This window comes from Clavibacter sepedonicus (assembly GCF_000069225.1).
Lineage (GTDB): Bacteria > Actinomycetota > Actinomycetes > Actinomycetales > Microbacteriaceae > Clavibacter > Clavibacter sepedonicus.
On sequence record NC_010407.1, the window covers coordinates 2,417,878 to 2,429,345 of the forward strand.

Genomic DNA, 11,468 nt, shown 5'->3' on the forward strand with positions numbered 1-11,468 from the left:
GCGCCGCTCACTGCACCATCGCCGCTCGCGCCGCACGGGACTGGAACAGATGAGGCGGCGTGACTGAACCCAGAAGCTCATCGAGCAGGGCATCGGGATCCTCATCGAGGCGTAGATGCTGGATGTGTTCCCGGTGCATGAACCCCTGCTCCACCCCATGGGCGAGAAATGCGAAGAGTGGATCGTAGTAGCGCAGGGTGTTCACGAACCCGATGGGCTTGGCGTGCATCCCGAGTTGCGACCAGGTCGCGACTTCGAATACCTCCTCAGAAGTACCGAGGCCGCCGGGTAGAGCTACGAATGCGTCGGCAAGCCGAGCCATCATCGCCTTCCGTTCGTGCATGTCGGCGACCACGTCGCAACTCAGTAAGGCCCCTGTGGCACACCTCGAAACGCACGAGACTGTCGGGAATCACTCCCACGACCGTCCCACCCAGCGATATCACCTCGTCGGCGATGGTGCCCATGAGGCCGGTTGACGCGCCGCCGTAGACAAGGCTCATTCCGCGCTCCACCAGAGCCCTGCCCAGCTCGCGTGCGGCCCGCTCGTATAGGGGCGAGGCGCCGGATGACGCTCCGCAGAACACTGCAATGGACTTCATTTGCGCCTCTCCGTAGTCATACGTAGTACTCAGCAGGGAGGAGACTAGCCCTACACTGAGGGGTGCGCAACGCTGGAGCTGCCGAGCCACGCCCGCACGGAGGGCGCACTACCCTCGAAGGGACCATGTGAACTCCACGGACGAATACCTCCCCAGGAAGCGGGTTTCGAGCCACGACGTTGCCAGAGTTGCTGAGGTGTCACAAACCACGGTGTCCCTGGTGTTCTCTGGCAAGGCGAATGGCCGGGTCTCGGATCGGACACGGGAGCGCGTGCTGGATGCAGCCGACAGACTCGGCTACTCCCCCCAACACCGCAGCCCGCGAGCTACGCGTCGGCTACTCGAAGACCGTCGCGCTCCTCACCCCCGTCTTGGGGAACAGCTTCTTTGCCGCTGTCCATGATTCCCTCGCCCGCTCCGCGAGGATCGAGGACGTAAACGTGATCATTTATCCGCTTGCGGCCGATGACGTCTCCGCCCTCCCGCCCTTTAACCGAACTGTGGATGGCATCATCGGCTGCTCACTGGATTGGGACGAGGTCCAAGCCACCGCGCAGCGAATACCCACGGTGCTCCTTGATGCCGACCCCTCGGGGCCGGTTCCCACAGTGAATGCCGATGTCTCCGCTGGCGCGCGTGAGCTGGCGCTTCATCTGGTGAGCCGCCCGGAACGCCCCATCATCCACTTGGCGGCCGACCTGTCCTCGTGGACGTTCGAGAGTCGCGGCTCTGCGATGCGTGCCGTTCTTGAAGGCACAGGGCTCCACTACTCGATCATCCGCACGCCGGCTACCGTCGGTGCTGCCAGGGCGCAGGCGCTGCGCGTCTTCGGTCAGCGCACCATGCCACTCACCCTCGTCTGCGACACGGACGACATGGCGCTCGGGGTGTACCTCGCCGCAGCCTCACTCGGCCTGGGCATCCCCGCCGAAGTCTCCATAGCGAGCTTTGACGATCGAGAGATAGACAAGTGGCTGGTTCCTGGGCTCACGAGCGTCAGGATTGAGGCCGAGGTGCTCGGTTCTACTGCGATGTCGCTGCTGCGCAGCTGGTGGCACGATGGCAGGCCTCCAGCTTCACGGATTATCCCCGCGACTCTGCAACTGAGAGGTTCTGTGGCCTGACGCACAGGCTGTCAAATGGGCGGGTGATCCACGAGACGGCTGGCCAAGTTGCCGCTTGCCAAGCAGATCGCGCCCCAGAAGCTTCGCAGAGAATGCCCCCCTTCCCGCCTCGAAGCGGAGCGCCCGGCGTCGTCAGGCCGCCGGGCCGCCGTCCTCGGGCGCGACGGCCGAGGTGGCCGCGCCCTGGTCCTCGGCGATGCGCGTGTGGTGGTGGATGACCTCGGCGACAATGAAGTTCAGGAATTTCTCCGCGAAGGCCGGGTCGAGCTTCGACTCCTCGGCGAGCGCGCGGAGGCGGAGGATCTGACGGCGCTCGCGCTCGGGATCCGCCGCGGGCAGCCCGTGCGCGGCCTTCAACCGGCCGACCGACTGCGTGAACTTGAACCGCTCGGCGAGCAGGTGCACGAGGGCGGCGTCGATGTTGTCGATGCTCCCGCGGATCTCCCCCAGCTCCTCGAGGGCGGCACGGGCGTCGTCGTCGAGGGGCGCCCCTGCGGGGCCGGTGTTCTCAGGCATGCGATGACCCTACCCATCCGCGCCTGGACGACGGAGGCGGGCGTCCCCGATGGGGACGCCCGCCTCTGCTCGCTCGGGTGGATCAGTCGACGATGGTGACCTTCACGTCGATGTTGCCGCGCGTGGCGTTGGAGTACGGGCAGACCTGGTGGGCCGCGTCCGCGATCTCCTGGCGGCGCTCGGGCGCCACGTTGGGGAGGTAGACGTCGAGCTCGACCGCGAGGCCGAAGCCGCCCTGGCCGTTGTCGCCGATGGAGACGCTGGCGGAGACGCCGGCGTCCTTCGTGTCGACGCCGGCGTTCTTGCCGACGAGGTGGGTGGCGCCGAGGAAGCAGGCGCTGTACCCGGCGGCGAAGAGCTGCTCGGGGTTCGTGCCCTCGCCCGAGCCGCCCATCTCCTTGGGGGGACGGGTATCGAAGTCGATGCGGTCGTCCTCGCTGCGGACGTGTCCGTCGCGTCCTCCGCCGGAGGCGTGCGCGATAGCGGTGTAGATGGGTTCCATGCATCCATCAGACCACGACGGGGCTGGGAGCGCGCGCCGCCCGCGGTGGACGTTCGCGGCACGGACGGTGGATCGCGGGCGAACGCGGCGGATGCATCGTGCGCGGCCCGGCCGGCCGCCCGGGCGCGTCGCGGCGGCTCCTCCGGGCGCGTCGTGGCGGCCCGCCAGCGGTCAGGGCAGCAGGCCCGAGCGGTAGCCCCACACGACGGTCTGCAGGCGGTCGCGGGTGCCGAGCTTCGTCATGATCCGCGTGAGGTGCGACTTCACGGTGCTGGTCTCGATCACGAGCCGGCCGCCGATCTCGTCGTTGGAGAGGCCGTCGCCGAGGAGCCGCACGATGTCCTGCTCGCGCGGCGTGAGGACCTCGACGCCGGGGTGCACGGCGGACGCGACCCGGCGTCGCGTGAACTCGTCCATCACACGGCGGGTGGTCACGCCGTCGAGGGCGGCGCGGCCCTCGGCGAGCGCGCGCACGGCCTGGATGAACTCCTCGGGCTCCGCGTCCTTGAGCACGAAGCCGCGCGCGCCCGCCTCGAGCGCGCCGAAGACGTACTCGTCGAGGTCGAAGGTGGTGGCGACCAGGACGGCGGGGCCCTGCGGATCGTCGCCGGGCGCGCGCGCCGGGGTGTCCGCCTTCGCGTCCGCATGCGCATCCGCTCCGGTGATCGCGCGGGTCGCCTCGATGCCGTCGCCGCCGGGCATCCGCACGTCCATCACCACGACGTCGGGCGCGAGGCGGCGCACGAGCTCCACCGCCTCGCGGCCGCCCGACGCCTCGCCGACCACCTCGATGCCGCCGGCCGTCTCGAGCACGACGCGGAAGCCGGCGCGGACGATGGACTGGTCGTCGACCAGCACCACGCGGATCACGCGTCGGCCCCCTGCGCCGATGCGGGCCCGGCCGGCACGGGCGCCGTCGGGACGGGCGCGGCCGGGACGGGCGCGGCCGGGACGGGCTCGACCGGCAGCTCGAGGCGCACGCGCCAGGTGCCGGATGCGGTGGGGCCCGCCTCCAGGCGGCCGCCGACGAGCGCGGCCCGCTCGCGCATCCCGACCAGGCCGTAGCCGGGCGCCGTCGCCTGTGCCGCAGCGGGCAGCGCGTTCTCGATGGTGAGCGCGATGCGCGCGGGGCCGGCCTCGGTGGTGAGGGTCACGGCGGATCCGGGCGCGTGCCGCCGGGCGTTCGCGAGCGCCTCCTGCACGGTGCGGTACGCGGTGACGTCGGCGAGCGGCGCGAGCGCGGGCGCGTCGCCGGTCGCGCGCTCCTCGACCTCGGTGCCCGACGTGCGGGCCGCCGCCACGAGGCCCGGGAGGTCGGCGAGGCCGGGCACGGGGGCGGTGCCCGCGTCGCCGCCGCCCTCGCCGTCGGACGTCTGGCGGAGGATCCCGACGATGGAGCGCAGCGCGTCGAGCGTCTCGCGGCCCTGGACGCGGATCCCCCGCAGCGACTCGCGGGCGCGCTCGGGATCGAGGTCCACGAGGCGCTCGGCGGCGCCCGCCTGCACGACGAGCGCCGTGAGGTGGTGCGCGGCCACGTCGTGCAGCTCGCGCGCCATGCGGGTGCGCTCGGCGGCGACCGCGGCGCGGGTGAGCGCCGCCTGGTGCTCCACGGTCTCGACGGCGCGCGCGAGCACGTCGCGGTCGTGCCGGCGGCGGAGCGCGACCCAGGAGCCGACGGCGGCGCTCGCGACGGCGATGAGGATCCCGCTGGCGAGGAGCGACGCCGCCTCCACCAGGCTGGGGAGGCCGAGGGGCACGCGGACCACCCCGGGCATGAGCTCCGCGCGCAGCCAGGCGGTGGCGGCCAGGACGGCGCCGACCGCCTCGATCCCGAGGGCCGCGGCGACGATCCTCGCGGCCGGCCCCACCGGCAGCCGCACGCCGACCGTGTACGCGGCGACCACGGGGGCGGCCGCCCAGAAGACGAAGCCGGGCGGCAGCGCCGCCACGAGCCCGGCCTGCAGCACCGAGACCGCGAGGAGCACGGCGCGCGGGTGGCGGCGGCGCGCGGCGAGGGGTGCGCACTGGGCGACCGCGAGGATCCCGACGACCCAGCCCTGCGCCGGCGACGTCGAGCGGGCCGTGCCGTCCGCCCACGCGAGCGCCAGGAGCACGACGAGGAGCCCGAGCGTGACTGCGGCCCAGGCGACCGCGGCGACCGCGTCGCGCCCGGCGTCGGTGCGGATCCCGAGCCGTTCGAGGCCGCGCCGCACGCGGTCGCCGAGGGCGAGGCCCGGGCGGGCGGATGCGGGCGGGACGGGCGCGCCGCCGCCCGCGGCGGGCGCGGGTGTCGGGTCGGTCACGCTCCGAGCATGCCAGGCACGGCGCCCGTCGCGGCCCGGCATCAGTAGCTCACGCTCGGCGCGAGCAGCCGGAACCCGACCGCGAAGGCGGCGACGGCGACCAGCGCGAGGACGACGAGGATCCGGCCGGCGACGACCCAGGCCCCGCGCCGGGTGCGCACGGCCTGCCGGGCGGCGAGCGCGGCGGGGATCACCGCGAGGGCGCCGAGGACCTGCAGCACCTGCAGGGTGCGGAGCGTGGCGGCGGACACGTCGACGAGCGCCAGCAGGGTCACGGCCTGCCCGATGCGCGAGAGCAGGTGGGCGCGGCTGCGGCGGGGTCGGGGCGCGGCCGTGACGGCGGTGTCGGCGCGGGCGGCCCGGCGTCGGCCGATCCCGGCGATCGCGGTGGCAGGCCACGCGACGACCGAGACGAGGAGCACGGCGACGGCGACGAGCAGCAGGGGCATCGCCACGGACGCGACCTGCCACGGCTCGGCCCGCAGCAGCGTGAAGGACGCGCCCCAGGAGATCGCGTCGACCGGCCCGCCGTCGGCGGAGGCGCGGGTCGCGAGCACGGCGTCGCCGCCCACCTCGCGCCACAGGTCGTCGCCCGCCTTCTCGTAGACGCCCGTCGTGACGCCGAGCGGCTTCGGCGTGACGGCGATGGTGCCGTCGGCGCGCGGGACGATCTCGGTCTGGCCGCTGAGGTTCAGGAGCGCGCCCGGGTTGGAGAAAGGCGAGCGGGAGGAGAGCCACGTGCCGGCGAGCGCGGCGGCGGCCTCGGGATCGCCCGCGGGCGCGGCGGATGCGGCGCTGCCGTCGGCCGCGGCGTCGTGCGCGCGGAGGTACCGGTCGGCGAAGCCTTGCAGCACGGTCGTCCGCAGCTCGAGGGTGTCGACGGCGTCGCGGCCGTTGCCGTTGAAGGTCACGAAGATGCCGGCGTCGCTGTCCGGGAACATGCGCATCGCCGTGTGGAAGACGTTGGTGTCGCCGTCGTGGCCGAACGCGGGGACGCCGGGCGTGCTGTCGTCGAAGAAGGCGAGGTCCATGCGCTGGCCGGCGGCGAGGCTGCCGAGCTGGTCGGCGCCGAGGGCGGGGCGGTGCATCTCGTCGAGGGTGGCCGGATCCAGCAGCGCCTGGTCGGCGGGCAGGTCGCCGAGGTGGCCGAGCATGAAGCGGGCCATGTCGGATGCGGTGGCCGAGAGCGCGCCGGCCGGTGCCGCGTTCACGACCTCGACCGGGTACGCCGGTTGCGTGTCGTCGGGGTAGCCCTTCGCGAGGCGTGCCGCGAGGTCGTCGGGCAGCGGCTGCGCGAACGACGACGAGGCCATGCCGGCGCGGTCGAGCACCTCCTGCTGCACGAGGTCGACGAACGGCTTCCCCGCGACGCGCTCGGCGACGTAGCCGGCGAGGCTCGCGCCATAGTTCGAGTATGCGGGCGTGGTGCCGGGCACGAAGACCTGCGCCGGCGGATCCGTCCTCATCACGTCGCCGAGGTCGCGCTCGCTGCCGGGCAGGCCGATGAGGCCCGTGATGACCTCCTCGAACCCGGCCGTGTGGGTGAGGAGGTGGCGCAGCGTCACGGCGCCCTTCGGGGTGTCGAGGTCGAAGTCGAGGTACTGCTGCACGTCGGCGTCGAGGTCGAGTCGGCCCTCCTCGACGAGCTGCATGACGGCGGTGGCGGAGACCACCTTGCTCACGGATCCGACACGGAACAGGGTGTCGTCGGGATCCACCGGGCGGGCGGGCGAGCCCTCGGTGCCGGTGTCGGCGAGGCCGTAGCCGCGGGAGGTGAGGACCTGGCCGTCCGCGACGACCGAGACGGCGGCGCCGGGGATCCCGGTCGTCTGGAGCGCCGAGCCGACGACGCCGTCGAGCCAGGTGTCGACGTCCGCCCGCGTGAGGTCGTGGCCGCCGGGCTGGTGCTGCGGCGGGGCCGGGGGCGGGGGATCCGCGGGGGTCGCGGAGGTGGCGGCGCCCGCGGCGAGCGGGAGGGCGACGGCCAGGGCGAGCGCGCCCACGGTCGCGGCGAGGCGCCGGGAGCGGCGGCCGCGGGTCGGGGCGGCGGGGGTGGAGCGGGGTGTCGTGTCCATGCCCGCAACGCTCCCGGCTGGGCCGCTCGCGCACAGGGCGCGGGAGTCGGCACCCGGGTTGCGGCTCGAGTCGCAGGCGCGAGGCGACGGGGGGGCGGGCGACGGGCGCGGGCGTCGGGCGCAGGTCTCGGGCGCAGGTCTCGGTCGCGGGCCTCGGGCGCAGGTCTCGGTCGCAGGTCTCGGGCGTCAGCGCTCAGGTGGGCCGCAGGCGTCGGGCTTCAGGCGTCCGCGACGAGCTCGACCTTGAACCGCTCGCCGTCCTCGAGGAAGGCGGCGTGGTGGTCGGGCCCGCCGGCGTGGGGGTGCCAGTCGGCGTAGAGGCGCGCCCAGCCGTGGTCGGGCGCCGCCGCCCAGAGCCGGTCGACGTCGGCGGCGGATCCCGCGTGGAACGCGAGGTGACTGAGGCCCGCGGCGCGCCGGTCGTGCGGGGCGTCGCGCGGGGCCCGGGCGATCACGATGTAGGCGTCGCCAAGGCGGAGGCTCCGGCCGTCGGCCCAGCTGACGTCCTCCGCGTAGCCGAGCTCGCCGAGGATCCAGCCCCAGGAGGCCAGCGCCGCATCGAGGTCGCGCACCTGCAGCTCCACATGGTGGAGGGATCCGCGGGCCGTCACGCGGGGCGGCGTCGCGCGACGGCGTGCTGCGCGAGGAACGCGCCCGACTTCAGCGTCAGCCGCGGCTCGGCCCGGCGCAGGAGCCGGGTCGCCGTCACGGGGTCGACCCCGCGCGCCGGGTCCGCCTCCGTGAGCGTCCGCTCCGCCCACTCCAGCGCGGCGAGCGGCGGCTGCCCGCTCCGAGCGGCGGGCCCGCCGAAGACCGCGTGCAGCCGGGCGCGCGGATCCTCCCGGTCGCCGAACACCATGGCCGCCCACCTGCTCTGCATCGTGCGTCTCCCGTCGTCGCGTCGTCCCCTCCACGGTAGGGAGGAGGCCGCCGCGGTCGCGTCCGCCGCACGGGGGACGCTTCCCGCGCGTGGCGTTCCCGGACGCCGTATGGTGAGCCCGTCGCCCCGGATCGCCGGGGCCGAACGACGCGCCGCCGACGTCCGAACGTCACGTGCGCGAGCTGGTCCACGATGCACGCGCCGCTGCCTCCCCCGGCCCGGCGCGCCGCCCCGCAGGACCGGGCACGGCTTCCCGGCCGGTCCCGACGCTGCGTTCCGTCACACCGATGTGCACCTCCCGGAGGCACTCCATCTCCCACATCCGCTGCTACCCCGCCGTCGACGCCGCGCGCGTCCACGCCAGCGCGCCGCCACCGCCCGAGGACGCCGATCCCGGCAGCCGCAGCTACCTCGACTTCGCCGTGGTCGCCGAGCACGACGGCCCCCACGCCGTCGCCGTCACCTACGACCACTGCGCGCCCACCCCGCTGGCCCTCGGCTTCGCCCTCGACCGCGCGCAGACCCGCACCGTGCGCTACCCGCCGCTCGCCGCGGGCGCCACCCGGCGGACGCTCGTCCTCGACGTCGAGATGCGCCGCGGACCCGGCGTGATCCGCGTGGCCGAGGGCCCGGAGGACGCCCGGCTGCACGTGCACTCGCTCCGCGTCACGCGGATCCGCCCCGGCGAGGAGGCGGACGACATCATCGCCGCCCCGGCCGCGTCGGGCACGTTCGCGGTGGATGCGGACGCGGAGGCGGAGCCCGAGGCGGACGCCGCGTAGCCGCTCCCCTGCCGACGGCGGCGCACCGGGTCAGCTCGTGCCGTCGCGGCCGCCTCAGCTGGCGGGCGGCGTGCGGAACAGGACCGGTCGTCCCTCGTGCGCGGCGATGCGCGCGTCGAGTCCGGCCCGGACGGCGGGCCACTCGTCCGCGAGGATCGAGTGGACGGCGGCGTCGCGCCAGGTCCCGTCGGCGCGGAGCTGATCCCGGCGGCACACGCCCTCGAAGGTCGCGCCGAGCTTGAGGATGGCGGCGCGCGAGTGCGCGTTGCGGGCGTCGGCCTGCAGCTTGACCCGGCCGAACCCGGAGTCGAACGCGAGCCCGAGGAGCAGGCGCTTGGCCTCCGCGTTCACGACCGTGCCCCAGACGCGCGGGTCGTACGCGGTCCAGCCGAGGTGTGCGCGCTCGCGGCGCGTGTCGAGGTCGGTGAGGGTGGTGGTGCCGACGAGCTCGCCGTCGTGGGGGCCGCCGACGAGGATCACGGCGGTCGGCAGGTCGTCCCAGCGGAAGGTACCGCGGGCCCACGCGTCGAACTCGGCCGGGTCGGTGCGCAGGCCGGCCGGGCCGCCGCCGAAGCCGCCCGCGAACACGGCCGGGTGCGCGATGGCGGCGCGGAGGGCCGGGAGGTGATCCGGCGTGAGCGGGTCGAGACGCACGTGGGTGCCGACGAGGGAGGCGGGCGCGGGGACGGTGGCGGTCACCGGGCCAGCCTGGCAGACGTGCGGCCGGGACCCGCGGTGGTCGCGGGCCCCGGCCGGGCGGTGGATCCGGTCTAGGTGTACTGGGTCATGACGTTGGTGACACTCGGGCCGCGGGCGTGAGCCCGTGGCTTGAGTGGATTCGTTCAGTGTTGTAGTGCTCGATGAAGGGGTCAAGCGCGTCGGCGCGGTGTTGGTTGCTGGTGAAGGGTTGCCGGTAGGCCCACTCGGTCGCGAGGGTCCGGTTGAAGCGCTCGACCTTGCCGTTCTGCCAGGGGCAGTGCGGGCGGATGAACTTCTGCCGCGCGCCCAGGTCCTGGACGGCGTTCTTGAACGCGGTCGAGTGCCGGTAGGCGAACGCGTTGTCCGTGATGACCCGCTCGATCCGGGTGATCCCATGCCCGGCGAAGTACGCCGCTGCGCGGGTCAGGAACCCGGCCGCGGTCGCGCCTTTCTCATCGGGATGGATCTCCGCGTAGGCGAGACGGGTGTGGTCATCGACCGCGGCATGGACGTAATCGAACCCGATCCCGCGGCCGCGGACCTGCTCGCTGCGCCCGTGGACCCGCCAGCCGCCTCCGTCCGGGATCCTCCCGAGCTTCTTCACGTCCACGTGGATCAGATCACCCGGATGCTCGTGCTCATACCGGTGCGCCGTTGACCGGGATGCCCGGATCACGGCCCCGGTGACGGGGTCCAACCATGCCAACGGCGGCGCCCCGTGCCGGCGCAGGATGCGGGAGATCGTACGGGATGGAACACCTGTCACCGGCGCCAGCCGCGCAGGACCCGCCCGCAACTGGGCCCGCGCTTCCAGCACGGCCCGTTCCCGCTCCGGGCTCGTTCGCCTCGGTACTGACCGGGGCCGCGATGACCGATCCGTCAGCCCTCGCAGCCCCTCGGCACGGAACCGGTTCACCCATCGATGCGCGCACTGCCGCGACACCCCCAGCTCCCGCGCGACGTGCGCGACCGGCCGACGATCCTCCACCACCCGCCGCACGAGGAGAACCCTCCCGTGAACCGTCAGACGAGCATTACCGTGGGACATCGAGGCCTCCTGGCGATGGTTGAACTGAACAGCTCCATCAAGCCAGGAGGCCTCTTCACACGCCCCGAAGTGTCACCAACGTCATGGCCGAGTACAGCTAGCGCGGGTCGTCGGATCCGTCGTACGGCCCCCCGACGCTCTCGCCGTCCTCGCCGGGGAAGCGGCGCGACGAGCGGCGCACGACGCCGACCACCGCGACGGCGGCGGCCGCGAGGATCACGAGACCGATGAGCACGAAGACCCAGACCGGCGTGGTCTCCGCCGTCTCGGCGAGCGGCACGGTCTCGCCGGACTGCGCGTCCGAGGTGGGCGCGGGGGCGACGGACTCGGCGCCCTGCGTGGTCATGGTGCCCTCGGGCTCCGGGGTCGCGGTGGCCGCGCTGCCCGCCCACGCGTCGCCGCAGGCCGGGGCCGCGAGGATCGCCGGGGTGCCCGTGGTGTCGCCGGCCGGCGCGTAGGTGAAGGAGTAGGTGCCGTCGATGGGGTGGCTGTCGCTCGAGACCGCGCGCCAGGTGACCTGGTAGGTGCCCGCCGTGCCGAGCGCGATGCGCGTCGTGGCGGTGGATCCGTCGATCGTGACGCAGCCGTCCTCGTGGAAGGAGCTGTCCGAGGTGTTGACCACCTGGATCGCGAAGCCGGAGGCCTGCGCGTCGAGCGCGAGGAGCTCCTCGCTGAAGTCGAGCGAGACGGTGCCGGGCTCGTCCGTGACGGTGGCGTCGGCCGCGGGGGTGGATCCCACGAGCCGGTCGTGCGCGGACGCGGCGCCCGCCGGGATCAGCACCCCGCCGAGCACGAGCGCTGCGGCAGCAGCGGCGAGCGCGGCGCGACGGAGGGGGGACGGGGTGCGGGGGTGGTGCGGAGACGCCATGGGTCCATCATCCCCTGGGCGTCGCGCCGTGGGCGGGTGCGCGTCCGTGACGTCTCGCGCGCCCGTGTT

Annotated in this window: 14 protein-coding genes; 2 read left to right on the plus strand and 12 right to left on the minus strand. The window is 74.0% G+C overall.

What is annotated here, in order from left to right; translation table 11 throughout:
- Window positions 1-7: 7 nt before the first annotated feature.
- Together CMS_RS17570 and CMS_RS18355 are read right to left on the minus strand one after the other, a co-directional pair.
- On the minus strand, window positions 8-355 hold the full coding sequence (locus CMS_RS17570; RefSeq protein ID WP_223842644.1) for an LOG family protein: 348 nt from the start codon (window positions 353-355) through the stop codon (window positions 8-10).
- The gene (locus CMS_RS18355; RefSeq protein WP_198433865.1) at window positions 267-602 is read right to left on the minus strand and encodes an LOG family protein; all 336 of its coding nucleotides are present in this window, start codon (window positions 600-602) and stop codon (window positions 267-269) included. Before CMS_RS18355 ends, CMS_RS17570 begins: the two co-directional genes overlap by 89 nt.
- A gap of 278 nt (window positions 603-880) precedes the next feature.
- Here CMS_RS18355 and CMS_RS11270 point away from each other — a divergent pair, with 278 nt between their 5' ends.
- Window positions 881-1,726 carry a LacI family DNA-binding transcriptional regulator gene (locus tag CMS_RS11270; protein WP_049791929.1) on the plus strand — a complete coding sequence of 282 codons (846 nt, stop codon included), beginning with the start codon at window positions 881-883 and terminating at the stop codon, window positions 1,724-1,726.
- Between the two features lie 132 nt (window positions 1,727-1,858).
- Here CMS_RS11270 and CMS_RS11275 read toward each other — a convergent pair whose 3' ends face one another.
- The 7 genes from CMS_RS11275 to CMS_RS11305 form a co-directional block, all read right to left on the minus strand.
- The gene (locus CMS_RS11275; protein WP_012299570.1) at window positions 1,859-2,242 is read right to left on the minus strand and encodes a chorismate mutase; all 384 of its coding nucleotides are present in this window, start codon (window positions 2,240-2,242) and stop codon (window positions 1,859-1,861) included.
- An 82-nt stretch (window positions 2,243-2,324) separates the two neighbouring features.
- A complete protein-coding gene (locus CMS_RS11280) occupies window positions 2,325-2,744 on the minus strand; it encodes an organic hydroperoxide resistance protein (protein WP_011931929.1) in 420 nt (139 codons plus the stop codon).
- Window positions 2,745-2,915: 171 nt separating this feature from the next.
- Complete coding sequence (locus CMS_RS11285) at window positions 2,916-3,614, minus strand: response regulator transcription factor (RefSeq protein WP_012299571.1); 699 nt, start codon at window positions 3,612-3,614, stop codon at window positions 2,916-2,918.
- Entirely contained in the window at window positions 3,611-5,047 is a 1,437-nt protein-coding gene (locus CMS_RS11290) for a sensor histidine kinase (protein ID WP_012299572.1), read from the minus strand. Before CMS_RS11290 ends, CMS_RS11285 begins: the two co-directional genes overlap by 4 nt.
- A 41-nt stretch (window positions 5,048-5,088) precedes the next feature.
- Entirely contained in the window at window positions 5,089-7,122 is a 2,034-nt protein-coding gene (locus tag CMS_RS11295) for a serine hydrolase domain-containing protein (protein WP_012299573.1), read from the minus strand.
- Window positions 7,123-7,340: 218 nt separating this feature from the next.
- Window positions 7,341-7,733 carry a VOC family protein gene (locus CMS_RS11300; protein WP_012299574.1) on the minus strand — a complete coding sequence of 131 codons (393 nt, stop codon included), beginning with the start codon at window positions 7,731-7,733 and terminating at the stop codon, window positions 7,341-7,343.
- On the minus strand, window positions 7,730-8,002 hold the full coding sequence (locus CMS_RS11305) for a hypothetical protein (protein WP_012299575.1): 273 nt from the start codon (window positions 8,000-8,002) through the stop codon (window positions 7,730-7,732). Before CMS_RS11305 ends, CMS_RS11300 begins: the two co-directional genes overlap by 4 nt.
- A gap of 287 nt (window positions 8,003-8,289) precedes the next feature.
- Between CMS_RS11305 and CMS_RS11310 the strand changes: the two genes are divergently transcribed.
- A complete protein-coding gene (locus CMS_RS11310; RefSeq protein WP_012299576.1) occupies window positions 8,290-8,784 on the plus strand; it encodes a hypothetical protein in 495 nt (164 codons plus the stop codon).
- 54 nt (window positions 8,785-8,838) lie between these two features.
- Here CMS_RS11310 and CMS_RS11315 read toward each other — a convergent pair whose 3' ends face one another.
- The 3 genes from CMS_RS11315 to CMS_RS11325 all read right to left on the minus strand — a co-directional run bounded on the left by CMS_RS11315 (window position 8,839) and on the right by CMS_RS11325 (window position 11,399).
- Window positions 8,839-9,483, minus strand: coding sequence for a GNAT family N-acetyltransferase (locus tag CMS_RS11315; protein ID WP_012299577.1), 645 nt, complete (start codon window positions 9,481-9,483; stop codon window positions 8,839-8,841).
- A gap of 85 nt (window positions 9,484-9,568) precedes the next feature.
- Window positions 9,569-10,531 carry an IS481-like element IS1121 family transposase gene (locus tag CMS_RS11320; protein ID WP_012296860.1) on the minus strand — a complete coding sequence of 321 codons (963 nt, stop codon included), beginning with the start codon at window positions 10,529-10,531 and terminating at the stop codon, window positions 9,569-9,571.
- Window positions 10,532-10,628: 97 nt separating this feature from the next.
- Window positions 10,629-11,399 (minus strand): copper resistance CopC family protein, encoded by a 771-nt coding sequence (locus tag CMS_RS11325; RefSeq protein ID WP_012299578.1) that lies wholly within the window; start codon window positions 11,397-11,399, stop codon window positions 10,629-10,631.
- Window positions 11,400-11,468 lie beyond the last annotated feature (69 nt).